The sequence below is a fragment of the Arthrobacter oryzae genome (assembly GCF_037911235.1).
GTDB classification, from domain to species: Bacteria; Actinomycetota; Actinomycetes; order Actinomycetales; family Micrococcaceae; genus Arthrobacter; species Arthrobacter oryzae_E.
The window spans coordinates 228,561-253,170 of record NZ_JBBLYW010000065.1 but is presented as its reverse complement, the minus strand read 5'-3'; the positions used below and the strand labels follow the sequence as shown (position 1 = coordinate 253,170).

At 64.8% G+C, this 24,610-nt stretch carries 23 protein-coding genes and 1 pseudogene; 17 read left to right on the top strand and 7 right to left on the bottom strand.

The annotated features are described in order from the left end of the window. The first annotated feature begins 115 nt into the window (after positions 1-115). From WMN78_RS18095 to pdxS, 10 genes and pseudogenes are all read left to right on the top strand, one after another. Positions 116-1,087 (top strand): aldo/keto reductase, encoded by a 972-nt coding sequence (locus WMN78_RS18095; RefSeq protein ID WP_340535121.1) that lies wholly within the window; start codon positions 116-118, stop codon positions 1,085-1,087. Positions 1,088-1,135: 48 nt separating this feature from the next. Continuing rightward, positions 1,136-1,728: pseudogene (locus tag WMN78_RS21150) on the top strand (aldo/keto reductase). Between the two features lie 14 nt (positions 1,729-1,742). Beyond that, positions 1,743-1,976, top strand: a complete 234-nt coding sequence (locus tag WMN78_RS18085; protein WP_340535120.1) for an aldo/keto reductase — start codon at positions 1,743-1,745, stop codon at positions 1,974-1,976. 51 nt (positions 1,977-2,027) lie between these two features. Further along, positions 2,028-2,414 (top strand): nuclear transport factor 2 family protein, encoded by a 387-nt coding sequence (locus WMN78_RS18080; protein ID WP_340535119.1) that lies wholly within the window; start codon positions 2,028-2,030, stop codon positions 2,412-2,414. Between the two features lie 507 nt (positions 2,415-2,921). After that, positions 2,922-3,254, top strand: coding sequence for a DUF6504 family protein (locus tag WMN78_RS18075; protein WP_340535118.1), 333 nt, complete (start codon positions 2,922-2,924; stop codon positions 3,252-3,254). Then, positions 3,251-6,751, top strand: a complete 3,501-nt coding sequence (locus tag WMN78_RS18070; protein ID WP_340535116.1) for a DNA polymerase III subunit alpha — start codon at positions 3,251-3,253, stop codon at positions 6,749-6,751. Before WMN78_RS18075 ends, WMN78_RS18070 begins: the two co-directional genes overlap by 4 nt. Positions 6,752-6,895: 144 nt before the next feature. After that, entirely contained in the window at positions 6,896-8,905 is a 2,010-nt protein-coding gene (gene thrS / locus WMN78_RS18065; protein WP_340535115.1) for a threonine--tRNA ligase, read from the top strand. A 22-nt stretch (positions 8,906-8,927) separates the two neighbouring features. After that, entirely contained in the window at positions 8,928-9,518 is a 591-nt protein-coding gene (locus tag WMN78_RS18060; RefSeq protein ID WP_340535114.1) for an HIT domain-containing protein, read from the top strand. After that, a complete protein-coding gene (pgsA, locus tag WMN78_RS18055; protein ID WP_340535113.1) occupies positions 9,511-10,149 on the top strand; it encodes a phosphatidylinositol phosphate synthase in 639 nt (212 codons plus the stop codon). Before WMN78_RS18060 ends, pgsA begins: the two co-directional genes overlap by 8 nt. Before the next feature lie 171 nt (positions 10,150-10,320). Continuing rightward, on the top strand, positions 10,321-11,247 hold the full coding sequence (gene pdxS, locus WMN78_RS18050) for a pyridoxal 5'-phosphate synthase lyase subunit PdxS (protein WP_011692158.1): 927 nt from the start codon (positions 10,321-10,323) through the stop codon (positions 11,245-11,247). Positions 11,248-11,390: 143 nt separating this feature from the next. Here pdxS and WMN78_RS18045 read toward each other — a convergent pair whose 3' ends face one another. Beyond that, positions 11,391-13,403: a M3 family metallopeptidase gene (locus tag WMN78_RS18045; protein WP_340535112.1), complete on the bottom strand. Its 2,013-nt coding sequence runs from the start codon at positions 13,401-13,403 to the stop codon at positions 11,391-11,393. A 91-nt stretch (positions 13,404-13,494) separates the two neighbouring features. On the opposite strand from WMN78_RS18045, the gene WMN78_RS18040 reads away from it, so the two are divergent. Further along, on the top strand, positions 13,495-14,763 hold the full coding sequence (locus WMN78_RS18040) for a CapA family protein (protein WP_425341177.1): 1,269 nt from the start codon (positions 13,495-13,497) through the stop codon (positions 14,761-14,763). A 30-nt stretch (positions 14,764-14,793) separates the two neighbouring features. Here WMN78_RS18040 and WMN78_RS18035 read toward each other — a convergent pair whose 3' ends face one another. From WMN78_RS18035 to WMN78_RS18010, 6 genes are all read right to left on the bottom strand, one after another. Further along, a complete protein-coding gene (locus WMN78_RS18035) occupies positions 14,794-15,228 on the bottom strand; it encodes a protein-tyrosine phosphatase family protein (protein ID WP_340535110.1) in 435 nt (144 codons plus the stop codon). A gap of 140 nt (positions 15,229-15,368) precedes the next feature. Continuing rightward, a complete protein-coding gene (locus WMN78_RS18030; RefSeq protein ID WP_340535108.1) occupies positions 15,369-15,671 on the bottom strand; it encodes a hypothetical protein in 303 nt (100 codons plus the stop codon). A 559-nt stretch (positions 15,672-16,230) separates the two neighbouring features. Continuing rightward, entirely contained in the window at positions 16,231-17,211 is a 981-nt protein-coding gene (locus tag WMN78_RS18025) for a S1C family serine protease (RefSeq protein WP_340535107.1), read from the bottom strand. Positions 17,212-17,307: 96 nt separating this feature from the next. Continuing rightward, positions 17,308-17,817: an NUDIX hydrolase gene (locus WMN78_RS18020; protein ID WP_340535106.1), complete on the bottom strand. Its 510-nt coding sequence runs from the start codon at positions 17,815-17,817 to the stop codon at positions 17,308-17,310. 93 nt (positions 17,818-17,910) lie between these two features. Continuing rightward, positions 17,911-18,633 carry a glutamine amidotransferase gene (locus tag WMN78_RS18015; RefSeq protein ID WP_340535105.1) on the bottom strand — a complete coding sequence of 241 codons (723 nt, stop codon included), beginning with the start codon at positions 18,631-18,633 and terminating at the stop codon, positions 17,911-17,913. Next, positions 18,630-19,919, bottom strand: coding sequence for a MurT ligase domain-containing protein (locus WMN78_RS18010; RefSeq protein WP_340535104.1), 1,290 nt, complete (start codon positions 19,917-19,919; stop codon positions 18,630-18,632). The genes WMN78_RS18015 and WMN78_RS18010 overlap by 4 nt, the downstream gene beginning before the upstream one ends. Before the next feature lie 91 nt (positions 19,920-20,010). Between WMN78_RS18010 and pdxT the strand changes: the two genes are divergently transcribed. The 6 genes from pdxT to yajC all read left to right on the top strand — a co-directional run bounded on the left by pdxT (position 20,011) and on the right by yajC (position 24,590). Continuing rightward, a complete protein-coding gene (gene pdxT, locus WMN78_RS18005) occupies positions 20,011-20,721 on the top strand; it encodes a pyridoxal 5'-phosphate synthase glutaminase subunit PdxT (protein WP_340535103.1) in 711 nt (236 codons plus the stop codon). A 3-nt stretch (positions 20,722-20,724) separates the two neighbouring features. After that, positions 20,725-21,480, top strand: coding sequence for a YebC/PmpR family DNA-binding transcriptional regulator (locus WMN78_RS18000; RefSeq protein WP_340535102.1), 756 nt, complete (start codon positions 20,725-20,727; stop codon positions 21,478-21,480). Between the two features lie 34 nt (positions 21,481-21,514). Next, complete coding sequence (ruvC, locus tag WMN78_RS17995; RefSeq protein ID WP_340535101.1) at positions 21,515-22,102, top strand: crossover junction endodeoxyribonuclease RuvC; 588 nt, start codon at positions 21,515-21,517, stop codon at positions 22,100-22,102. A gap of 106 nt (positions 22,103-22,208) precedes the next feature. After that, a complete protein-coding gene (gene ruvA, locus WMN78_RS17990) occupies positions 22,209-22,853 on the top strand; it encodes a Holliday junction branch migration protein RuvA (protein ID WP_340535100.1) in 645 nt (214 codons plus the stop codon). Next, a complete protein-coding gene (gene ruvB, locus WMN78_RS17985) occupies positions 22,846-23,934 on the top strand; it encodes a Holliday junction branch migration DNA helicase RuvB (protein ID WP_340535099.1) in 1,089 nt (362 codons plus the stop codon). Before ruvA ends, ruvB begins: the two co-directional genes overlap by 8 nt. Positions 23,935-24,164: 230 nt before the next feature. Continuing rightward, positions 24,165-24,590 (top strand): preprotein translocase subunit YajC, encoded by a 426-nt coding sequence (gene yajC, locus WMN78_RS17980; RefSeq protein ID WP_340535300.1) that lies wholly within the window; start codon positions 24,165-24,167, stop codon positions 24,588-24,590. The last annotated feature ends 20 nt before the right edge of the window (positions 24,591-24,610 follow it).

The following is a 24,610-nucleotide window of genomic DNA, read 5'->3' as shown; positions in this document are numbered from 1 at the left end:
TAACCGTTCGGTTAGTGTTTAAGGCCAATCCGCCTCTGCTACCGCTGGTTTATTCGTCCAACGGCAGTTCCTTTTCATCCCCAGCGCTTGAAACTTGCAGAAAGGAATTACACGGATGAAGTACTCGATCCTTGGTCCAACTGGAGTGCGTGTTTCCCGCATCTGTCTTGGATCGGCGACTTTCGGGGTGGCGCCGAACTCTGAGGAAGCCGATGGTGTCGTGGGTGCAGCACTCGATCTGGGCATCAATTTTTTCGATACTGCGGATGTCTACGGTTCGACATCTACTTTTGACCGGCCTGGTGCTCCTCCGGCTTCGGAGCGTGAGTCCGCTGAGGAGATCCTTGGCCGTGCTCTCGCCGGTCGTCGGGATGAGGTTGTGCTGGCCAGCAAGTCGGGGGAGCGCCGGTTTGACGTGGATGCAGGCTTGTCGCGCCGGTACATCATTCAGCAGGTCGAGCAGAGCCTTCGTCGCCTGCGCACTGATCGCATCGACCTCTATTACGCGCACTTCCCCGACCCGAACACCCCATTGGAGCAGACCCTTGCGGTCTACGACGACCTGATTCGGCAGGGCAAGCTCCGGTACGTCGCTTTGTCCAATCACCCCGCCTGGCAAATGACCGAAGCGCTTTGGATCGCCGATGACCGCCGTTTGGTCGCCGCCCCCGTGGCCGCCCAGGTGATGTACAACCTGCTGGACCGGAGTGCGGAGAAGGAACTGGCTCCCGCGTGCTTGCGGTTTGGGGTGTCCATCATCCCGTATGCCCCCCTGCACGGAGGCCTGTTGGCGGACTTGTCGGTGCTCGACCGCCCAATCGCCGGTGACCAGCGCTACGGCGGTCCCGGCTACTCGAAGACTGAGATCGACGCCGCCCGCAGCCTTGACCGCTTGGCGCGGGACTGGGGACTCGGAATGCAGCAGGTTTCGTTGGCCTGGCTGCTCTCCCGCCCGGCCGTGTCGTCGGTCATTGTCGGAGCTGAATCCGTGGACGAGCTTCGGGCCAACGCCTCGGCCGCTGATGTTGAGCTCACCCAGGAGCAGCTGGACGCGGTCTCGAGGCTGGGTGCCGAAACCAAGTCCTGACCAGGAAACGAGGAACGCTGATGAAGTACTCCATCCTTGGGCAGGCCGGTGTCAGGGTGTCGCAGATCGCGCTTGGTACCGCCGCCTTCGGTGTCGCACCGCGGGCGGAGGGCGCAGGCCGGATTGTCGGCGCCGCACTCGACCTGGGCCTCAACTTTTGTCGATACCGCCGACGTATACGGCAACTTGCCGGTATTCGATCGACCCGGAGCGCTGCCAGCCGTCGATCGGGGACCGGCTGAGCAGATCCTTGGGCGTGCCCTCCGTGGACGTCGCGACGAGATGGTGATCGCGACCAAGTCAAACGGCTTGCCGGACTTGGGGTCAATGACAGGGGACTGTCACGCCGGCACATCATCGACCAGGTCGAGACGAGCCTGCGACGATTGCAAACCGACTACATCGACCTGTACTACGCTCGAACGACGTTCGACCCGCATACTCGGCCGGAACAGACGCTTGCCGTCTACGACGACCTGATTCGGCAGGGCAAGATCCGCTACGTTGGGCTGTCGAATCATCCCGCCTGGCGCGTCGTCCGGGCATTGTGGATCGCCGATGACCGCCGTCTGCAGGCCCCCGTCGCCGCGCAGGGGTTCAGCGACGCTGAGGTCTCGCTTGCCCGGGAGGTGGGCCGCTGAGCCGCGAATGGGGGTTGAACGCGTATAAGGTCGCACTGGCTTGGCTGCTGTCAAGACCGGCCGTTGCCTCGGTAATTATCGGCCCTGAGACCGTAACCGAGCTGCGGGAGAACCCCAGCGCTGCCGAAGTCCAGCTGGCAGCTGACCAGCTTGAAGTCCTGACGGCACTGGCAATCGAGCCTCCAGCCTTCCACCACCGTGCCGGCGAGGGACCGCTCAAACCGACCGGCTTGGATGCGAGGGTCTGAGCCCCTCATTCGTTTGGCCGTTCATAGCGAGAACAAACAAAGGAACCAACCATGTCCCGTGCCGACCAGAGCACCGTCGACTTCCTGACCGAGTACTTCGCCGTCATGGAAAAGAAAGATTACGAGCGTCTCGGCGACTACTACGCCGACAACATCACCCTGTTGTTCGCCAACGCCCCGGCGGTCACTGGGAAGGAAGTCGTGCTGGCGCAGATGGCAGAGATCGGCAATAAGGTCCACTCCTTGTCCCACCTGCTGATCAACATCTGGCAGGAAGAGAACGGTGTTGTTGTCTTCGAGGTCGACAGTGTCTGGCGCTTCCGTGACGGCGTGGAGGCGACGATCCGGGCCTGCTCCATCTTCACCGTCGAAGGCGGAAAGTTCACCGACCAACGCATCTACGTCGACAACAGCCCCATCGACTCCTACCTCAGCTGAGCCGAACTCATCACTTGGTGCCTTAGAAACCTACAGTTTTTCGAGACATGGACGTCGTGTCGTGGAGGGTCGACGGACTAGTTACTTGCGGCGCGACCGGCAACTCCGGTCGGATGCAGAGACCTCCGATGCGATCGCAATTGACCGAAGGCGACCCTTGCACCTGGCGACCTTCCCTGGTGGCCGTGGGATCTATCGCGCCGTCACCGCTGGGCGGGCACGGTCCGCGATGAGGCTGGGCAAGAAACTGATCCGTGGTGATTCAACTGAATACTCAGGGCCGATCCTTGAGCGTTATGGATTTCTTCGTGTGTCAGCCACATTCCCTTTTCGCTGGGAGCGCTGACGGAGGAGGGGTCTGTAGGTTTTGTCCGGCCTCCGGCGTAGACTTGAGTTATTCGAAGATATATTCGAAGAAATGGTTTCACAACGAATCATTCAGGTTCCTCCCTGCCAGCGGTGCGATCGCCCGTTGCGGGAAGGGGAGTGCAGTTCTGGGAGGCGCCGATGGGCTTGTTTAGCGAGGGTGTCGACGTCGTCTGCACGCCCGCGGGCCAGCCGTCCGAACTCACGTGGTCAGGGCGGCACTACATGGTCTGCGCCGAGCCCGTGCACTGGTATGAGCGCCGGCAGTGGTGGGTCGAGGAAACCCGGGCACCGCTGGGAACCGGCCCGGGACTGGTTGACCATGAGATCTGGCGCGTCCAGGTCCGGCCCGCAGATGCCAAGGAAAAACTCCAACAGGATGAGACCCTCACCCTTGACCTGACAAGGAACACCGGCAGCGGGCGCTGGAGGCTGCTGCGGATCCACGATGCCCTGAGGCCGCAGTCAGCATGAGCTTCACCCATCTCCACGTATCCACTGCCTTCAGCGCCCACTACGGTGTCTCCTGGCCGGACGACCTCGCCCAGGCAGCCGCAGCGGACGGCGCCACAGCACTGGCCTGCACCGACAGGGACGGGCTGTACGGCACCGTAAAGCACCTGAAGGCCTGTATGGCGGCGGGCCTGGATCCCGTCGTCGGGGTTGACCTGGCGGTCTTTGACGACGACGGCGACCTCCGCACCCAGCTCGCGGGCCGCGTCGTCGTACTCGCCCACGGACACAACAACGGCGCCGGCTACCGCGCCCTTTGCCGGTTGATCTCAGATGCCCATGCCCGCACGTCCGGCAAAGCCGGGGGAGCGGTGCCCGTCGCTGTGACCCGCGCCGAAATTGCCTCCAGGGCGCTGCACCCGGAAACACTCGAGCCGGTGCTGACGGTGCTGGTGGGACCTGATTCCGACGTCGGCAGGGCAATGGGCGGACGCAGGTACCTCCGCCCCCGCACACTCTTCAAGCAATGGCTGGACAGCATGCCGAAGGGAACCGTGGCAGCCGAAGTGGTGTCACACCTCAGTGCCCCCGGTGAGCCGCTGAGCACAGCGCATGCGGTGCGCATGCTCAAGCTCGCCGCTGAGCACGGCGTTCCTGCCGTACTGACGAACGCAGTCCGCTATTGCGCGGAGGACGGCGCAGCTACGGCAGATGTGCTGGACTCAGCCCGCACCCTGAAATCGCTGCCCGAACTGACCGCCGAACCGCTGCTTCAGCCCAACGGCCGGGGGTGGCTGAAGTCATCCGCACAAATGCTCGAGCTTGCCAAAGAGATCATTCATGCCGCGGGCTACGGCACCACCGACCTCACCACGTTGTTGGGCCAGACGGAGGCGCTCGCGGACCGTTGCCGGATGGACCCCGTCACGGATATGGGATGGAAGCAACCGGTTGTTCCCGAGGCATCGGTCATCGGGATCGAGGGAGACCCGCTAGCGGAGTTGACGCGGCGCTGCGAGGCTGGCATCAGCCGGCGGTTCCCTGGCATTTCGGGCCGGGCCGAGGCGGAAATGCGGGCACGGCTGGACCATGAACTGCGGATCATCGCCAACCTTGGCTTCGCCTCCTACTTCCTCACTGTGGCCGAGGTTTCCCGGATGATCCTGGATATGGGGGTCAGGGCTGCGGCCAGGGGCTCCGGTGCCTCCAGCCTGGTGAATTACCTGATCGATGTCAGCCAGGTGAACCCCCTGCAGCACGACCTCATCTTCGAGCGGTTCCTTTCCCGCGACAGGGCAACCCTTCCGGACATTGACATCGACGTCGAAAGCGCTGAGCGGCACAATGTCTACCGCCGGATCTTTGACCGCTTCGGGGCGGAACGCGTCACCCTCATGAGCATGCAGAACGGCTACCGCGCTCGCGGTGCCGTGCGTGATGCCGGTCTTGCGCTGGGCATGGACGACGGCGATATCGGCGAAATCGCCAAACAGCTGTGGCGCTTTTCTGCACGGAATTTCCGTGAAGCCCTGGTGGAAAAACCCGAGTTGAAGGAGTTCGCCGGACGGGTTGAGCAGCGCGATTTCGCGGAAAACCAGCAGCTGGACCTGCTCGTTGACCTGACCGAGAGGCTTGACCGCCTGCCGAGGCACATTTCCATGCATCCCTGCGGAGTAATTCTTGGCGACGCGACGCTGCTGGACCGGACACCGGTCCAGCCCAGCGGAATGGGCCTGCCTATGAGCCAGTTCGATAAACACGACATGGACCCGATGGGGATGCTCAAGCTGGACGTCCTCGGCGTCCGGATGCAGAGTGCCATGGCCTTTGCCGTCCGTGAGGTCATCAGGCTGCACCCGTCGAAGGCCGAGGTTGTGGCTGCCGGCGCCCATCCGACGGGGCCGGACGGCACGGGGCCGGACTTCATCGCAGCGGACGGACATATTGACCTCAACGCCGTGCCACTGGATGACGAACCAACTTACGAACTGATCCGCAGCACCCACACCCTGGGCTGTTTCCAGATTGAATCCCCCGGGCAGCGGGAACTGATCGGCAAACTGGCTCCGCGGGAATTCAACGACCTCATCATCGATATTTCACTGTTCCGCCCGGGACCGATGAAATCGGACATGGTGCGGCCGTTCCTGGAACACCGCCACGGTTTTGCTCCGGAGGTTTATCCGCACCCGGACCTCAAGCCGGTGCTCCAGGAAACCCACGGGGTGACCGTTTTCCATGAACAGATCCTGAAGACCTTCGATGTCATGACCGGCTGCGGGCTGGCCCGGGCCGATGAATTCCGCAGGGCCCTGGGGAACGAGGTCCAGGAGCCGAAGGTGGAGGAATTTTTCCGCAAGGAAGCAATGAAACGGCATTACACGCCCGACGTGGTGGACAAGGTCTGGGGGACGCTGAAAGCGTTCGGCAGCTTCGGCTTCTGCAAGGCGCACGGGGCTGCCTTTGCCGTGCCCACCTATCAATCGGCCTGGTTGAAGGCGCACCACCCGGAGGCTTTCCTGGCTGGTTTGTGGGAGCACGATCCCGGGATGTATCCCAAGCGGCTCCTCGTGTCCGAAGCGCGGCGGCTGGGGATCCCCATCCTTCCCCTGGACATTAACAGGAGCCAGGCGGAGTACCGCGTGGAACGGGTTGAGTCCGGTCCCGAGCACGGCAAGCTGGGCATCCGGCTGAGCCTGAACGGCATCTACGGGCTCTCCGGCGCCGAACTCAAAAGGATCGTCGCAGGGCAGCCCTATGACTCGCTGGCTGACCTGCGTGCCCGCTCCAGGCTGAGCCGGCCAAGCATCAAGCGGCTTGCCCAGCTGGGAGCCTTCGACACCCTCCACCGGGAATCCGGAGGAGCCGCCAACCGGGCAGACCTCGTCCAACACCTCCAGGCCCTCCAGAACCGCCCCTCCAAAAAAGGCATTGAGGTCATCGACGGTCAGCTGTCGCTCCCGCTGGGAGATGTTGAACTCAGGAACCTCAAGGCCGAACTTCCGGCCCCGAGCACGGTGGACAACGTGCGGGCAGAGCTCGACCTGATGGCGGTGGATGTCAGTGAGCACCTGATGACCAGCCACCGGCCCCTGCTCGACAGGCTGGGCGTCACCACCGCGGACAAGCTCCTGGGACTCAGGAACGGCACCGAGGTGCTGGTGGCCGGGGTCAGGGTCGCCACGCAGACGCCGCCGATGCGGGGAGGGCGCCGGGTGGTGTTCATCAGCATCGACGACGGCACGGGCTGCGTGGACTCGGTGTTCTTCCATGAGGCACAGGAGCTGGCAGGCCCGCTGCTGTTCGGCACCCGGCTGCTCCTGATCCGGGGCAACACCCGCAGGACCGGTCCCCGGGGCATCAGCATCAGCGCCACCATGGCCTGGGACCTCAGCCGCACTGAAACCCTGCCGTTCCCGAAAGCGCAACCTGCTGACACCTGGGATCCGGCACTTCCGCTGCGCGGGCCGCTGGACGGAATCAACCGCAACCTGGCCATCACCGGGCTGGGCGGCTGAGCCCGCTTCCTCAGGCGGGCCGCCGGGCCCGCCCGGACGCGCCGCTTTGGTCGGCCTATCTCCCAACCGATAGCATGGACGAGGCTGGCTGTGGTCCCCGTACGCCACAAGCTACGAAGCCTTAACTTTGAATAGGAGACACCCGTGTCAGATGCCCAGCAGATCACCCTCATCGTCGACGGCGAAGAGACCAAGGTGACTACCGGGACCACCGGCGCGGAACTCTTTTTTGAGCGCCGCGACGTCGTTGTCGCCCGAGTAAACGGCGAATTGAAGGACCTGGACCAGCCGCTCCCCGAGGGTGCGGACATCGAAGGCGTCACCATCGATTCCCCGGACGGACTCAACGTTCTCCGGCACTCGACTGCACACGTCATGGCCCAGGCCGTACAGCAGCTGCGTCCTGACGCCACGCTCGGCATCGGTCCCTACATCACGGACGGGTTCTACTTCGACTTCGACGTCGCCGAACCGTTCACTCCGGAAGACCTGAAGACCCTGGAAAAGATGATGCTCAAGATCATCAACCAGAACCAGAAGTTCGTCCGCCGCGTGGTGTCCGAGGATGAAGCCCGCGAAGCCATGAAGAACGAGCCCTACAAGCTTGAGCTGCTCGGCAAGAAAAACAACGCCGCCGACGCCGGGGAAGGCGTCAATGTCGAGGTGGGCGCCGGAGACATCACCATCTACGACAACGTGGACCGCAAAAGCGGGGACAGCGTCTGGTGCGACCTGTGCCGCGGACCCCACCTGCCCAACACCAAGCTGATCTCCAACGCCTTTGCGCTGACCCGATCCTCGGCCGCCTACTGGCTGGGCAACCAAAACAACCAGCAGCTGCAGCGCATCTACGGTACGGCCTGGCCCACCAAGGACGCCCTCAAGGCCTACCAGGAGCGCATCGCCGAGGCCGAACGCCGCGACCACCGCAAACTCGGAGCAGAGCTGGACCTCTTCTCCTTCCCGGACGAGCTGGGCTCCGGCCTGCCGGTGTTCCACCCCAAGGGCGGCATCATCCGCAAGGCCATGGAGGACTACTCCCGGCAGCGCCACGTTGATGCCGGGTACGAGTTTGTCTATACACCGCACATCACCAAGGGGCACCTCTACGAAGTTTCAGGCCACCTTGACTGGTACAAGGAAGGCATGTTCCCGGCGATGCATATCGACGCGGAACTGAACGAGGACGGCACGGTGCGCAAGCCCGGCCAGGACTACTACCTGAAGCCGATGAACTGCCCCATGCACAACCTGATCTTCCGGTCGCGCGGACGGTCCTACCGCGAACTGCCCCTGCGGCTCTTCGAATTCGGATCGGTGTACCGCTACGAAAAGTCCGGTGTGGTGCACGGCCTGACCCGTGTGCGCGGCATGACACAGGACGATGCCCACATCTACTGCACCCGCGAGCAGATGAAGGACGAGCTCACCACCACGTTGAACTTTGTGCTGGGACTGCTCAAGGACTACGGCCTGGACGACTTCTACCTGGAACTTTCCACCAAGAACGAAGACAAGTTCGTGGGGGACGACGCCGCCTGGGAAGAAGCCACCCGGACACTCGCCGAGGTTGCCGAAGCCTCGGGCCTGGAGCTCGTCCCGGATCCGGGCGGAGCCGCGTTCTACGGCCCCAAGATCTCCGTGCAGGCAAAAGACGCGCTCGGCCGCACCTGGCAGATGTCGACGATCCAGCTGGACTTCAACCTGCCTGAGCGCTTCGAACTCGAATTCCAGGCCGCCGACGGCACCCGCCAGCGCCCGGTGATGATCCACCGCGCCCTGTTCGGTTCCGTGGAGCGGTTCATGGGCGTGCTGACGGAACACTACGCCGGCGCCTTCCCGGCGTGGCTGGCACCGGTTCAGGTTGTGGGCATTCCCGTTGCAGAAGCGTTCAATGACTACATGTTCGACGTCGTGGACCAGCTCAAGGCTGCAGGCATCCGCGCCGAGGTGGATATTTCCTCCGACCGCTTCCCGAAGAAGATCCGCACCGCCAGCAAGGACAAGATTCCTTTCGTCCTGATTGCCGGCGGCGAGGACGCCGAGGCGGGGGCAGTGTCCTTCCGGTTCCGCGACGGCAGCCAGGACAATGGGGTGCCGGTGGCCGAGGCGGTCCAGAGGATTGTCCACGCCGTCAGCAACCGGACCAGCTAGCGGGAGCGGAATGGCAGGCGACGTGCAGGAGAACACAGGCGATGGCGGGGGTTATCCGGACGACGGCAGTGTGACCGATGAATTCGGTCTGGCCGGAGTTCCGGACGCTTTCCAGCGCCTCTGGACCCCGCACCGCATGGCCTACATCAAGGGCGGGCAGCACCAGTTCAAGAACCAGGATGACTGCCCGTTCTGCGTGGCCCCCGCCCGAAGTGATGAAGAGTCCCTGATTGTCTACCGGGGACGCACTGCGTATGTGGTGCTGAACCTTTTCCCCTACAACCCGGGCCACCTGCTGATCTGTCCATACCGCCACGTTCCGGATTACACCGACCTGACCGTGGAGGAAACAGCGGAGTTCGCCGCGCTGACGCAGACCTCCATGCGGGTCCTGCGCAAAGTGTCCAACCCCGGCGGTTTCAACCTCGGGATGAACCAGGGCGTCGTGGGCGGGGCCGGAATTGCCGGGCACCTGCACCAGCACGTCGTTCCGCGCTGGGGCGGGGACGGAAACTTCTTCCCCATCATCGCCCAGACCAAAGCGATCACGCAGACGCTCGGCGAGGTCCGCCAGCAGGTCGCGGAAGCCTGGCCCGAGGACGAACATGCTTAACCGGCATGCCCGCGGGTTCTTCACCGCCCTCTTCTCCCCGTTGGCACGCTGGCTCCTGAAAATCGGCGTTTCACCGGACGCCATCACCATCGTGGGCACGGCGGGGGTGGTGGTGGGCGCGCTGGTGTTCTACCCGCTGGGGCAGTTGTGGTGGGGAACGCTGTTCATTACGGCCTTCATTTTCTCCGACGTCCTGGACGGCATCATGGCGCGGATGCAGGAGCGCGGCGGCCGCTGGGGCAATTTCCTGGATTCCACCCTGGACAGGGTTGCCGACGGTGCGCTGTTTGCCGGCCTGGCCATCTGGTACTTCACGGGGGGTGCGGACCGCGCGATCGCCGTTGCCGCCGTCGTCTGCCTGGTGCTTGGCATGGTGGTCTCCTATGCGCGGGCCAAGGCCGAAGCCCTGGGCTTCCACGCCAACGTGGGCATAGCCGAGCGGGCAGAACGGCTGGTGTCGGTGCTGGTGGTGACGGGATTTACCGGGATCGGGCTCCCCAGCGTGGTCTTGCTGGCGACGCTGGTCCTCCTGGCCGCCGCCAGCCTGGTGACCGTTGTCCAGCGGATCGCCACCGTGCACCGGCAGTCGCTGGAAGAACCCGACGGGACCGCCTCGCAGCAGCCGGCCTAACCCCGGGGTAACCCGAATTCAGCAGCGCCGGAGCGTGCGACTAGTATTAGCAGTACCTGGTCATTGGATCCGGTAATCCGGTGTGCGCGCGGCGTGGCTTTTGGCGTGTGCGCAGCCGCCGGAACCGAGAGACCGGATCTACGTAACATCTAGCTACCCATAGGGGTTTTTGTGTCTACACCTGATGTAAGCAGCGAAGCCGGCTCGTCCGCCAACAGCGTCACGGGCAGCAACCGCGTCAAGCGCGGCATGGCAGAGATGCTCAAGGGCGGCGTCATCATGGACGTCGTCAACGTCGAACAGGCCCGCATCGCCGAAGACGCCGGTGCCGTGGCCGTGATGGCGCTGGAACGCGTTCCGGCCGACATCCGGGCCCAGGGCGGCGTGTCCCGCATGTCCGATCCGGACATGATCGACAAGATCATCGAAGCCGTGTCCGTGCCGGTCATGGCCAAGGCCCGGATCGGCCACTTCGTGGAGGCGCAGGTCCTGCAGTCCCTCGGCGTGGACTACATCGACGAGTCCGAGGTCCTGACCCCGGCCGACTACGTCAACCACATCGACAAGTGGAACTTCAAGGTTCCCTTCGTCTGTGGCGCCACCAACCTTGGTGAGGCACTGCGCCGCATCAACGAGGGCGCCGCAATGATCCGGTCCAAGGGCGAGGCCGGCACCGGCGACGTCTCCAACGCCACCGGCCACATGCGCCAGATTCGTTCCGAGATTGCCAAGCTTGCCGCCCTGCCCGAGGACGAGCTCTACGTCGCGGCCAAGGAACTGCAAGCCCCGTACGAACTGGTCAAGGAAGTTGCCGCGGCCGGCAAGCTCCCCGTGGTGCTCTTCACCGCGGGCGGCATCGCCACCCCGGCCGACGCCGCCATGATGATGCAGCTTGGCGCTGACGGCGTGTTCGTCGGCTCCGGCATCTTCAAGTCCGGCAACCCGGCCCAGCGCGCGGCCGCCGTCGTGAAGGCCACCACCTTCTTCGATGACCCGGACGTCATCGCCAAGGCCTCCCGCGGCCTGGGCGAAGCGATGGTCGGCATCAACGTCGACGAAATCCCGCAGCCGCACCGCCTCGCCGAGCGCGGCTGGTAACAGCTCCAAAGCAGTACGACGGCGGCGGGTCACCTTCCAAGGTGGCCCGCCGCCGTCGTCCGTTAACCCAACTAACTCGCAGTTAACGTCGCGAAACTCGCTTTTCACGACGTTAACTGCGGGTCAGTTGGGAGGGGAGGGGGCTACCCCAGGCCGCGGCGCTTCAGCAGCGGTTCCAGCTGCGCGTCGCGGCCACGGAAGGCGCGGAACGAATCCAGCGGTTCGCGGCTGTTGCCGCGGGAGAGCAGTTCATTCCGGAAGAAGTCGCCGTTATGGCGTTTGAGGCCGCCGTTTTCCTTGAACCATTCCACCGTGTCCGCATCCAGCACTTCGCTCCAGATATACGAGTAGTAGCCCGCGGCGTAGCCGTCGCCCGCGAAGATGTGCTGGAAGTAGCCGGTGCGGTACCGCGGCGGAATCAGGGTGTGTGCAACTCCGGCCGCCGCCAGGGCCTTGGCTTCGAACGCCAGGACATCAGCCGGGACCCCTGATTCGTCAAGGACATGCCAGGCGAGGTCCAGCAGCGCAGCGCCCAGGTACTCCGTGGTGCCGAAACCTTCGCCCCACAGTTGCGATTCGTTGAGCCTGTCCACGATGTCCTGGGCAAGGGGCTCGCCGGTGACGTGGTGTCGGGCGTAGTTGGCCAGAACCTCGGGCCACATGATCCACATTTCGTTGACCTGGGAGGGATACTCCACGAAGTCCCGCGGAACGGCTGTTCCGGAGAACCGCGGGAAGGTGACATCGGAAAACAGGCCGTGGAGAGCATGGCCGAACTCGTGGAACGCGGTCCGGAGCTCGTCCAGGGTCAGCAGCGTGGGCTCGCCGGCCGGAGGCTTCGAGATGTTGAGGTTGTTGATCACCACCGGCCGTGTCCCGAGGAGCGCGGACTGTTCCACCAGGGAGTTCATCCAGGCCCCGCCGCGCTTGGTCTCCCGTGCGTAGTAGTCGCCCAGGAACAGTCCCAGTTCGGAACCGTCCTCGTTGCGGACTTCCCAGACCCGGACGTCGGGGTGGTAGCCCTTGAGATCGGGCCGTTCGTGAAAAGTGACACCGTAGAGGGAAGTTGCGGCGAAGAAGACGCCGTCGCGAAGCACCCGGTCAAGTTCGAAGTACGGGCGCAGCGCCTGCTCGTCCACGCTGTACCGCTCGCGACGAACTTTCGCCGAATAGTACGCCCAGTCCCAGGCCTCCAGCGGATGGCCCGCAACTTCAGCCAGGGCGGTGGCCTCGGCGTCGGCATTCCGGACGGCGGCAGGAGCCAACCGGTTCATCATGGTCTGCACGGCTTCGAAATCGGGGGCCGTCTGGCGGTCCACGGTGAGTTCAGCGTAGTTGGCGAATCCCAGGAGGCGTGCTTTCTCCGCACGGAGCACCACCATGGACTTCACCAGGTCCAGGACGTCGAGGCTGCCGCCGCTGCTTCCGCGGCTAATGGACGCCTGGTAGAGGCGGCGGCGGACATCGCGGTTTTCCAGTGATGCCATGGCGGGCTGGTTGCTGGGCTGGATGAGGGCGAGCAGGAATTTGCCCTCGTGCCCGGCCGCGCGTGCTGCCTCGGCGGCGCTGGCGATGTCATCCGCCGGCAGCCCTGACAGCTCCGCGGGATCGTCGAGAAGCAGGGCGGAGGTCTTCATGGCTTCCTTGGTGCGCTGCCCGAAATCGGTGCCCAGCCGGGACAGCTCGGCGTTGACGGCCCGGAGCCGCTCCTGCCCGGCGTCGTCCAGCTGGATGCCCGACTGGCGGAACTCCTTGAGGTACTCCTCCACGAGCCGGGCGGATTCATCATCCAGACCTGCGGTGTCCACGGCGGCGAACCGGTCAAACAGCCGCCGGTTCATGTAGATGGCGTCCTGATGGGCGGAAAACTCGGGGGACAACTCTGTCTCGAGCCCCCGGATGCCGTCCGTGGCATCGGCCGAAACCAGGGTGAAGAATGACGCGGCAGCGCGCTGGAGGAGTTGTCCCGAGCGTTCCATCGCCAGGGCAGTGTTGTCGAAACTCGCAGTTTCAGCGTTGTCCGCAATTGCCTGGATTTCCGCCAGGTGCTCCGCAAGGCCGGAACGGACTGCCTCGGCGTAGTGGGCCTCATGGATGTCTGCAAACGGCGGGAGCCCGAACGGCAAGGGGCTGGGGGAGAGGAGGGGGTTAGTCATGAAACAACCCTTTCATAAGACCGGGAGGTTCTCAATGGTGATTTTGCGCGGCTTCCGGGACCGGCCGCCATAGGATGGCGACATGGCGGAAATGCGTCCACGGGCACCGCGCAAAGTCCGCACGTGGAGCGTCACGGCGTGCGCAGCCGGCTTCGTGATGCTCGCGCTTTCGTCGTGCGGCGTCATCGCCGAGCAAGGCGCCGGTCAGCGGTCCGCCGACGCGCCACGGACGACGGCGGCCTCCGCGCCGCCGTCGTCGGCTATCGCTCCGGAGCCGGCCCCCGTTCCGGAACCGACACCGGGCAAAGGCCCGGCGTGTCCCGCCGTACGGTGCACATCCGTTCTGATGACGGGGGACATGCTGGTGCACGCGCAACTGTGGGACCAGGCCCGTGCCGATGCTGAAGCCGTGGGTAAACCGGGGCTGGACTTCACGCCGCTGCTCGAGGGACAGCGGGCCTACATCGGGAAGAGCGACCTCGCCATCTGCCACCAGGAAACTCCGGTTGCGGACCCGGCCGGCCCTTTCTCGGCGTACCCGTCGTTCAACGTGCCGCCACAGATCGTTACCGCGGCAAAGGACGTTGGCTACGAGGCCTGCACCACCGCCAGCAACCACACCATTGACCGGGGAACCGAGGGGCTTGCCCGGACCCTCGATGCCCTGGACGCCGCAGGTTTGAAACACACCGGATCCTACCGGACCGAGGCAGAGTCGCAGGGAATCCTGATCCTTCCGACGGAGGCCGCCAAAATTGCCGTGATTGAAGCCACCTACGGCCTGAACGGGCAATACCCCGAGTACGCGTGGCAGGTGGACATGCTGGACGCTCCGGCCATGATTGCCAAGGCGAAGAAGGCCAGGGCACTCGGCGCGGACATTGTGCTCGGAGCCATGCACGCCGGAGACGAATATGCCAGCGCTCCCAATGCCCAGCAGCAGGACACGGCCCACGCCCTGGTGGACAGCGGCGAGTTCACCATGATCTACGGCCACCACACCCACTCCGTGCTTCCCATTGAGAATTACAACGGGACGTGGATTGCGTACGGGCTGGGCAACGGCGTCACGGAACTCTCCCCCTGGTACGTGGTGAACAACGAGGGACTGCTGGTGCGGGCACAGTTCAGCCAGGACGCGGCCGGGAAATGGTCGGCCTCAGACCTGGCCTGGGTGCCTTCGGTGATCGTCCGGAATCCGTACCGGTGGTGTTCCTTGGCGGCCGACGCACCGCAGGGGCCGTGCGCCGGGGCGGAAACCGACGCCGCTACGCGCCTTAGGACCAGGACCGTGGTGGAATCCATGGGCGCGGACGCCGCGGGTGCACGGGAGTTGATCATTTCGGCGGAAAGCAGGTAGGGCCGGCGGCCCGCAAAGAAGTTCAAAGGCCTACGTGGTGCGGCCGGCAACGTGCCTGACGTACCAGTGCTGCCAGGGGGTTTCCACGGCCGGCCCGTAGTGTTCCCGAACGAACGACACCGCGTGTTCTGGCGGGACGCCGTCCATGACGGCGATGCAGGCAAGGGCGGTGCCGGTCCTGCCGTGGCCGCCCAGGCAGGCGACCTCAACGCGTTCCGATTCCGATCGGACCCAGGCTTCCCGCAGGGCACCCATGGCGTCGGTTTTGTTCGCAGGCAGCCAGAAGTCCGGCCAGCGCACCCACCGTTGTTCCCATTTCGTTGGCGCGGGGCGGCTGCCGAGCAGGTAGACCGCGAATTCAGGCACCGGGCCAGGCGGGAGAGGACGACGCAGTGCACGGCCGCGGATGCGCCGGCCGGAGGGGAAACTGATGACTCCGTCGGCGCTTGGGTCCCAGGTGTTCATGGATCGACTCTGGCATCGGATCGCCGGCGCGGGAAGGCTTCGCCGGGCGAACGAAGCGAAGGATGGCACAGGAGGGGCATCGCGGGACGCGGTGCCCCTCCTGTTGCTCTTGACCGGGCGGTCAGATCATCTCTGGCGGCCTAGTGCCGGCCGCGCCCACGGTCGTCGTCACAATAGCTGTGGAAGTGCCAGCCACCCCTATGGTGCCTGTCACCCTTGTGGTGGTGCCAGTAGCCGTGCTTCTCACACCACTTGCGGTCGTGACGCCAGTCCCGCTTGTCCCTATCGCGGTCGCGGTCCCTGTCGTCCGTGTAGCTCTGGTAGTTCGTCGCGGAAATCGTGACGGACTTCAGTCCCGTATCCGCTGCGGCGGGTCCGGCAGCCATTGCTGTCCCCCCGATGCCGAGTCCTGCGGCCAGCAGGGTGGATGCGAGCAATCCCATTGACCTCTTCATGAGATCTTCCAATCTTTTGGTTCATTCCCAGGTGTAGGCCCCAGGCAGTTCCGGGCAGGCGGAATCACCCCTGGTAGAGCAGTGTGGGTTCCGGCGCGCCATGCAGTTGCCTGCGCCGGATGTACGATTCCAGTCGGACGTTGTCTGCGGTTAGTGGCCCCAAAATTGCGCGGCGATACGTTCCGTGAATCGGCGCAATGCCCCATTTTTGCAGTGGCCTGATTCTCAGCGGCGGCGCAGAGCCCCTGCCGCACTTGGAAACCTCCGTGCCTCACAATGCGTGAAACGCAAAGCGCACGGATAACGATATGAGGGCACCCCCGTGCCTACCCCAATATCCACAATCCCGGCTCCGAAAACAGTGATCGGGTGGACCGGCCTGTAGTGCTGGAACAGCGCTCCGCCACATCGATGTGGGTGGAGGGCGTGTTCACCACTAACCATAGCGCGATGGCCGGGAGTGGAGTAGAGGCGCGGGTTGATTACTTTCGCAGGTGCGGAAATCCTACGACGCCGGCCGCGGGAAGGCAGGGGCCGCACCTTTCACCTAGTTCTCGGTCATTTCCTCCGGGATGGCCACAACATGCAGTTCCGCGCCGTCCCGCAGCGCTGAAATGTCCAGCGGCTCGCCGATGGCCTCGGAGAACAGCAGCTTCTGGAGGCTCTCCGCATTGGAGACAGACTTCCGGCCGACGCTCAACAGCACGTCCCCGGCTCGGAGGCCGGCACGTTCGGCAGGTGATCCGGGAAGGACTTCCACCACCAGCAGCCCGTCACGGTGGCCGGTGCGCACCACGGAGCTGACCGGAAGCTGTACAGGGGTGTTCACGAGTCCGAGGTAGGCGCGCCGGACCCGCCCGTCCGAGAGGAGCGAGGCGATGATCCGGCGTGAAGTGGCATTGATCGGAACCGCCAGTCCCAGTCCCGCCCCGGCCACCGCGGTGTTGATTCCCACGATCCTGCCGCGGGCATCCGCCAGGGCACCGCCGGAGTTCCCGGGGTTGAGCGCGGCATCGGTCTGGATGACGTCCTCGATCACGCGGCGGTTGCGTCCGGACCATACGGGGATGGAGCGGCCCAGTCCGCTGACGACTCCCGCCGTCACGGAGCCCGAGAGTCCCAGGGGATTACCAACAGCGATGACCAGCTGGCCAACCTTGAGGAGTTCGGCGTCGCCGAATTCGGCCGGCTGGACCATGGGTGCCCTGCCATGCACAATGGCCAGGTCGGACAGCGGGTCGGCACCCACCACTTCAACCGCTGTCCGGGTGCCGTCGGCAAAGATCGCGTGACCCTTACCCGCCGATCCCACCACATGGGCGTTGGTCACCAAGTATCCGTCCGAGGTGAACAGGACGGCCGAGCCTGCACCCGCACGGTATCGACCGCTACGCCCGTTGCCGGTCATTTCGACGGCGGCGACGTGGGGTGTGACGGTTTCCGCCACTCGGATGACCGTCGCGGAATAGGAATCCAGCGGGTCCTGGGCGGGGTTGCTTTCGTGGATTCCGCTGCTGACTTCCGACATGGCGTGCCTCCTGACATGGTGCCTACCTATGTCAACGGCTTCGTCCGCTGCGGTACTCCGGTCGAGGCTACGCCTAAAGAGAAACAGCCAGGTAAATCAGTGGCGGTGCTGCAGCAGTCGGCGCCATAGTTCCGGCCAGGCCGTCGCGAACGCCGGGTGGAGCTCCTTCTCTTCAACAGAGTCGGCCGGCACCCATGTCAGTTCGATGCTCTCGGGATCGTTGATTGTCGGTTCGAAGGATTCAAGAACGCGGACCGCCACAGTGGTGTAGGACCAGTACCCGACGTCGAACACGGACGTGAAGAGGACATGGACGTTCCCCGGCGGGACGGCCGCTTCCTCGTGGGCTTCGCGAAGTGCCCCCGCTATGGCGTCTTCGCCCTGGTGGAGCGCCCCGCCGGGCAGGCCCCATGTTCCGCCATGGTGGCTCCACGTGGCGCGATGCTGCAGCAGGATGCCCTTGGCAGGATCCTGGACCAGAAGCCCGGCCGAGCCGAAACGGCCCCAGAATTTGCCAGCAGCGCCTTCCACCCAGGCATCGCCCGGATCGCGCGGGCCGGACTGGCGGCGGAGATGTTCCGGGAGGCTGGCGGATGCGGTGTCCATGGAACCAGTTTCCCACGGCCCCTGCTCCGGCCGGTCATAAAGCGTCACCGGCGGCGCGCGCGGCGAGGCGCGTGGGACCGAACGGTGCGGGGTCTAGCGGGGACGCCTCGCGGCGTGCTCCCGCGCCAGGGTGGCATAGTGGTCGTCCGGCGCGCCAGGCGTGAAGCTGCCGTATTTGCGTTCGACGGCGGTGCGGATCAGGAAGTCGGCAATGGCCGGGTTCTTCGGCAGGAGCGATCCGTGCAGGTAGCTCGCCACGATGTTCCGGTAGCGCGCACCTTCCTGGCCGTCCTTGCTGTTGTTGCCGGTGCCCTTGGACGTGGCGCCAAGCGGCCGGACTCCCGGGCCGAGCGTCGTCTGCCCGCTGTGGTTTTCGTAGCCCAGGATGTCGCCGAACTCGGGAGAAGACACCGTGACATTGCCGATCAGGCGTTCATCGGTTCCGTGAGTCTCGACATCCAGCACGCCGATGCCGGGAATCACTGACCCCGTGCGGGTCTTGAAGAAGCGCCCGAAGAGCTGGTACATCCCGCAGATCAGCAGCATGGGAGCGCCGGTTTCGGCCAACTCCTTCAGCGTCGTTTCACGGGACAGCAGGTCGTCCTGGATCACCAGCTGCCCGCTGTCCTGGCCGCCGCCGCCCACGATGAGGTCAACGTCCGCCGGGAACTCGTCACCGACGTTGTATTCGAGCAGTTCCGGAGTGTAGCCGTGCCACCGGAGGCGCTGCTGGAGCACGAGGGCGTTGCCCCAGTCGCCGTAAATGTTCATGTCACGCGGATACAGCTGAAGGACCCTGATGGTGCCCTTGCTCATGAGACCACCTCCACAGTGGTGATTTTGGACAGCTCGCGGCGGATGGCCAGCATCGCTGTGTAGGTGCAGAAGATGCGCTTGGGTTTGCCTTTCGCGCCCTGGATGAAGGCTGCCAGGGCCGGTGCGATCTCCGGGTTGACGGCGCCGATGGCGACGTCGTCGTACTGCAGCCGCAGTGCCATGTCGTACGCCCGGGAACCGGACAACTGGTCCACGCCGCCTTCACGCAGCGAGTCGAACTCGACGTCCCAGAGCCAGGACATGTCACGGCCGTCGGCATAGTTGTCATTGATCGCCACCATGGTGGCGTAGCCGCCGGCGGGGAAGGACTTCAGGCCCAGCCGGAAGCCGCTGGGGTTCTTGACCAGCACCAGGTCCAGCGGCAGCCCGTCAACCACCAGGCTTTCACCGCGGCCAAAGGCCGGCGCGACCTGGGACAGGGCCTTGAGCAGGCCGTCGTGATCCGTCGGCGTGGCGCCGTTGCCGGCGATGCAGCGGGCCAGGACGAGGGCCGCAGCAGCGTTGAAGATGTTGTAGACGCCGCGGAGCTTCATCCCGGTGGTGACCGTGCCGCCGTCGTACTCAAAGTCGGCGTCGTCCGTCCCCACCCGGCGGAGCACGACGTCGGCGTGCGGCTTCGCGGGCTGCGCCGGCACCGGGCTGCCGGGGCCGGCGCGCAGGTCGTCATCGTTCGGGAACGTGCTCAGGAGGGAGTCGTCGAGGCCGAAGTAGCGGACCTCGGGTCCGTCCAGGGTGTCGGCGATGCGGGCGACGCGCGGATCCTCGCGGTTCAGGACCACCGTTCCGGTGGTCTTGGACGCGATGTGCTGCAGGAGCTGCGCGGTTTTGTCGATCTCGCCGAAGCGGTCCAGCTGGTCACGGAGGACGTTCAGCAGCAGGCTGTAGCGCGGCGGGACCCTGTTGACGAAGTGCACGGCGTGCGCCTCATCCAGCTCCAGCACGGCGATGTCCGCGTCAAGCCGTCCCCGCCAGTCCACGTCGCCCAGCAGGGCAGCGGCGACGCCGCGGGTGAAGTTACTGCCGGTGCGGTTGGTAAAGACCTTCAGCCCTTGGCTCTCCAGCAGTTCCACCACCATTTTGGTGGTGGTGGTCTTGCCGTTCGTTCCGCTCACGACGGCGACCCCCAGAGGGAGCGTGGACAGTGTCCGTTGCATGAATCCCGGGTCGATTTTCTCCACCACAAGACCGGGGAGGGCAGAGCCTCCGCCCCTGAGCCGGGAGACCCGGCGGACGAGCTTGCCGAGCGGAACGCTGAAGTAAAGCATGCTCTGTAATATATCCCAGTCGCGGCATGGAACCGGGCGGGAGTGCCCGTTCCGGCAACCCTGCCGCCGCGGGGAGCACTATGCTGTTTGGATGACCAACCCCCCTTCCACGGACTATTCCCGCGCGGGCGCAGGCCTGCGAATCGGTGTCCTGGCCCTCCAGGGTGACTTCAGGGAGCACCTCCGCGCCGCAGAAGCAATGGGCGCCACGGGCATCGGAATCCGGCGCCCGTCCGAACTTGACGGCATCGACGGCCTGATCATTCCCGGCGGCGAATCCACCGCCATCGACAAGCTCGCGCGCGCCTTCGAAGTCGCCGATCCCTTGCGGAAGCTCATTTCCGACGGGCTGCCCGTTTACGGCTCCTGCGCAGGCATGATCCTGCTCGCCGATGAGATCGCGGACCCGGCCACGGACCTTGCGGGCAACCCGCAGCAGACATTCGGCGGACTGGACATCACTGTCCGCCGCAACGCGTTCGGCCGCCAGCGCGAGTCCTTCGAGACCGATCTTGAATTCAAGGGACTGGGCTTCAGTGACACCGGCTCGGGGGTGGCCCCGGTGCACGCGGTGTTCATCCGCGGTCCCTGGGTGGAGCGTGTGGGCCCTGGCGTTGAGGTCCTGGCGCAGGTGGAACCCGCTGATCCGGCGCATGCTTCGCATGCGGCGGTGCTAGAGGGGACGGCTAGAATTGTTGCAGTGCGTTCAGGCCACCTGCTGGCCACCTCCTTCCACCCGGAAGTGACGGGGGAGAAGCGCGTGCATGAACTGTTTATTCGAATGATCAGAGGAGAAGCGTAAAGCATGTCAGGCCACTCCAAATGGGCGACGACCAAGCACAAGAAGGCCATCCTTGATAGCCGCCGGGCCAAGTCGTTCGCCAAGCTGATCAAGAATATCGAAGTCGCGGCACGCATGGGCGGCCCCGACCTGGCCGGCAACCCCGGCCTGGAACTTGCCGTCACCAAGGCAAAGAAGACCTCCGTCCCCGCGGACAACATCGACCGCGCCATCAAGCGCGGCGCCGGCCTTACCGGCGAAGTGGTGGACTACACGGAAATCATGTACGAATGCCGCGGCCCGCAGGGTTCTGCGCTGCTGATTGAGTGCCTTACGGACAACAAGAACCGTGCCGCCTCCGAGGTCCGGCTCGCCATTTCCCGCAACGGCGGCACCATCGCCGACCCCGGCTCCGTCAGCTACCTTTTTTCCCGCAAGGGCGTCGTCACCCTGCCCAAGAACGGGCTCAGCGAGGACGACGTCCTGATGGCCGTGCTTGATGCCGGTGCAGAGGAAGTCAAGGACAACGGCGATAACTGGGAAATCCACTCGGATCCCAAGGACCTGCAGGCAATCCGCGACGCCCTCAAGGACGCCGGGATCGACTACGACACCGATGAAGCTGAGTTTGTCCCGTCCATGCAGGTCCCGCTGGACCTGGACGCCGCCAAGAAGTTCATGAAGCTGGTGGACGCCCTGGAAGAGCTCGACGACGTCCAGAATGTCTACAGCAACGCGGATCTCAGCGACGAAGTGCAGGCCGCACTGGAAGCCGAGTGATCCCGCAGCCCTGCTGTGAAACTGAGGCCCGGCCTTGACCCTCCGAGTATTGGGAGTCGACCCGGGCCTCACCCGTTGCGGCATCGGCGTCGTGGACGTGGAGAAAAACCGGCGAGCCACGATGGTGGCCGTCGGTGTGGTGGGAACGTCGCCAGATGAGAGCTTGGACCAGCGGCTGCTGGTGATCGCCACGTCCATCGATGACTGGCTGGACCGCTACGAACCCCACGTGCTTGCCGTGGAGCGGGTGTTTTCCCAGCTCAACGTCAGCACGGTGATGGGGGTTGCCCAGGCGTCCGGCGTGGTGATTGCCGCCGCCGCCCGGCGCGGCATCCCCGTGGCCCTGCACACGCCGTCGGAAGTCAAGGCCGCGGTCACCGGCAGCGGAACGTCCAACAAGGATGCCGTGACCAAACTCGTCACCAAGATCCTCCGCCTGGATGCCCCGCCCCGTCCGGCGGACGCCGCCGATGCCCTGGCGCTGGCCATCACGCACGCGTGGCGGGCGGGCAGCGGGACTTCCGGTAACGGCACATCCACCACCGGGCCGGGTAGCTCGTCGCTGACTCCGGCGCAGCGGGCCTGGGCCGAAGCGGAGGCCAAGGCGCGCCGTGCGCGCTGAATGTGCGGCTGTGCAGCCGCGGAACTTGCTAGGGTATTCGTAGATATGTTCGGATGGCCGGTCTTTGTTCCGGCTGTATTTTCGCTGTAACCCCAGGAGCCCGGCCTTGATCAGTTTTCTCCGCGGAACCGTAGCGCACGTCGGATTGTCCTCCGCCGTGATCGACCTCAACGGTGCCGGCATGAGCGTAAACGCCACGCCCCAGACGCTCAGCGGGCTGCGCGCCGGCGAAGAAGGCAAACTCTTCACGTCCCTCATTGTGCGCGAGGATTCCCTGACGCTGTTTGGATTCTCCAGCGACGACGAACGCGAGGTCTTCGATGTCCTGCTCAGCGTGAGCGGCGTGGGGCCACGGCTGGCCCTGGCTGTGCTGGCCGTCCACGACCCCGAGGCGATCCGCGTTGCGGCGCACACCGGTGACGGCAAGGCCTTTACGAAAGTTCCCGGCATCGGCCCCAAGGTTGCGGGCAGGATTGTCCTTGAGCTTGCAGGGAAACTGGTGCCGCACGGGACCGGTACGGCGGCAGCGCCCGCAGCAGCTGCCCCCGCGCCGTGGAAGCCGCAGGTGGTGGCAGCCATGACGAGCCTCGGCTGGTCCGAAAAGGACGCCACCGCAAGCATCGACAAAGCACTCTCGGATTCCCCCGAACTCGAAGCGGACGGCCAGGTGGCCGAAATCCTTCGGGCCACGCTGCGCTGGCTTGGCCAGGACGGCGCACGCGCGGGCAACAGGGTAGGCACCCGTGGCTGAGCCCTCCCTGGTCGGCGGGGGAGAGGAACCGGAGGAACGGGTTATCGAGGCGGCCCTCCGGCCCAAGAACCTGCACGACTTCGTGGGCCAGCACCGGGTCCGCAAACAGCTTTCACTGGTGTTGGAGGCATCGCGGATGCGCGGACGCAGCGCCGACCATGTGCTGCTCTCCGGCCCGCCGGGCCTCGGCAAGACCACCTTGTCCATGATCATTGCGGCGGAGATGAATGCTCCGCTGCGGATCAGCAGCGGTCCGGCCATCCAGCACGCCGGCGACCTCGCCGCCATCCTTTCCTCCCTGTCCGAGGGTGAAGTCCTTTTCCTTGATGAAATCCACCGGATGTCCCGGCCGGCAGAGGAAATGCTGTACATGGCCATGGAGGATTTCCGGGTGGACATCGTGGTGGGCAAGGGCGCGGGAGCTACGGCAATTCCCCTCGAGCTGCCGCCGTTTACGCTCGTCGGCGCCACCACGCGTGCAGGGCTTCTTCCCGGCCCGCTGCGGGACAGGTTCGGCTTCACGGGGCACTTGGAGTTCTACTCCGTTGAGGAACTGGAGCTCGTCCTGAGGCGGTCTGCCGGACTGCTGGACCTCAAGGTCAACTCGGCGGGGTTCAGCGAAATCGCGGGCCGGTCCCGGGGCACGCCCCGCATTGCGAACCGCCTCCTCCGCCGCGTCCGTGACTGGGCACTGGTCCACGGCATCGAACAAATCGATGCGCGGGCGGCCTCCGCCGCACTGGACATGTACGAAGTGGACAAGCGGGGCCTCGACCGGCTGGACCGTTCCGTCCTCGAAGCGCTGATCACCAAATTCGGCGGCGGGCCCGTGGGACTGTCCACCCTGGCCATTGCCGTGGGCGAGGAACCGGAAACCGTGGAAACCGTAGCGGAGCCGTACCTTGTCCGCGAGGGGCTGCTGGGGCGAACGCCCCGTGGCCGGATCGCCATGGCTCCCGCCTGGACGCACCTGGGGTATGCGGTTCCGGACGGAGTGTTCGGACAGGAGGCACTGGCGCTGTTCGAAGCGGAAGACCTCGGCGTCGAGCCGGTGGCGGAGTGGCTTCCGAACGGCCAATAGCGGCGTCCGGCTGACTTTCCCTTTAGACTGGGATGACGCTCGGCACGTTCGGGCCTTTGTTTCTGTGGGCGGCTCCGGCCGCCGAGGCCGGGCATGAATTTCCTGCCAGGCGGGCCGAAATGAAGCCGACGTTGCTGTAAACCAGCTACGCAAGTACAGAACGGAAACTTCCTGTGTTCGGACACATTACTGCCCAGGCCCAGCCGCAGGCCGGCGGCGGCATCGACATCATGACTATCCTGCTCTTCGTGATGCTCGGGATCTTCATCTTCATGATGTTCCGCCGCAACAAGAAGACTCAGCAGCAGCAGGCAACACTCCAGTCGCAGTTCGCTCCGGGTGTGGAGGTCATGACCAGCTTCGGCCTCTTCGGGCGCATCGTCTCCATCGATGAGGACGAAAACAAGGTCGTTATCGAACTCTCGCCGGGCAACCTCGCCACCGTGCACCGCCAGGCCGTCACCAAGATCGTTGAGCCGGCTGCTGTCACCGCCGAGCCCACCGTTGTTCCGGATGACGCCTCGTCCCTGACCGGGCACGACGCCGACCGTACCGACGCCGTCAACCGCACCGAGGCTGTGCGCACTGACACCGTTAACGAGACGCCCGAAGAATCGCTGAAGCGTCTCAACGACGAAGGCAAGAAAGACAGCTAGTCTGGCGTTTCCGCCAAGTC

Bases quoted from the DNA above. Each gene is read 5' to 3' on its own strand.
- WMN78_RS18095 (WP_340535121.1), top strand. From the start codon at position 116: ATGAAGTACTCGATCCTTGGTCCAACTGGAGTGCGTGTTTCCCGCATC.
- WMN78_RS18080 (WP_340535119.1), top strand. From the start codon at position 2,028: ATGTCCCGTGCCGACCAGAGCACCGTCGACTTCCTGACCGAGTACTTC.
- WMN78_RS18075 (WP_340535118.1), top strand. From the start codon at position 2,922: ATGGGCTTGTTTAGCGAGGGTGTCGACGTCGTCTGCACGCCCGCGGGC.
- WMN78_RS18070 (WP_340535116.1), top strand. From the start codon at position 3,251: ATGAGCTTCACCCATCTCCACGTATCCACTGCCTTCAGCGCCCACTAC.
- pgsA (WP_340535113.1), top strand. From the start codon at position 9,511: ATGCTTAACCGGCATGCCCGCGGGTTCTTCACCGCCCTCTTCTCCCCG.
- WMN78_RS18045 (WP_340535112.1), bottom strand. From the start codon at position 13,403: ATGACTAACCCCCTCCTCTCCCCCAGCCCCTTGCCGTTCGGGCTCCCG.
- WMN78_RS18040 (WP_425341177.1), top strand. From the start codon at position 13,495: ATGCGTCCACGGGCACCGCGCAAAGTCCGCACGTGGAGCGTCACGGCG.
- WMN78_RS18035 (WP_340535110.1), bottom strand. From the start codon at position 15,228: ATGAACACCTGGGACCCAAGCGCCGACGGAGTCATCAGTTTCCCCTCC.
- WMN78_RS18030 (WP_340535108.1), bottom strand. From the start codon at position 15,671: ATGGGATTGCTCGCATCCACCCTGCTGGCCGCAGGACTCGGCATCGGG.
- WMN78_RS18025 (WP_340535107.1), bottom strand. From the start codon at position 17,211: ATGTCGGAAGTCAGCAGCGGAATCCACGAAAGCAACCCCGCCCAGGAC.
- WMN78_RS18020 (WP_340535106.1), bottom strand. From the start codon at position 17,817: ATGGACACCGCATCCGCCAGCCTCCCGGAACATCTCCGCCGCCAGTCC.
- WMN78_RS18015 (WP_340535105.1), bottom strand. From the start codon at position 18,633: ATGAGCAAGGGCACCATCAGGGTCCTTCAGCTGTATCCGCGTGACATG.
- WMN78_RS18010 (WP_340535104.1), bottom strand. From the start codon at position 19,919: ATGCTTTACTTCAGCGTTCCGCTCGGCAAGCTCGTCCGCCGGGTCTCC.
- pdxT (WP_340535103.1), top strand. From the start codon at position 20,011: ATGACCAACCCCCCTTCCACGGACTATTCCCGCGCGGGCGCAGGCCTG.
- WMN78_RS18000 (WP_340535102.1), top strand. From the start codon at position 20,725: ATGTCAGGCCACTCCAAATGGGCGACGACCAAGCACAAGAAGGCCATC.
- yajC (WP_340535300.1), top strand. From the start codon at position 24,165: ATGACTATCCTGCTCTTCGTGATGCTCGGGATCTTCATCTTCATGATG.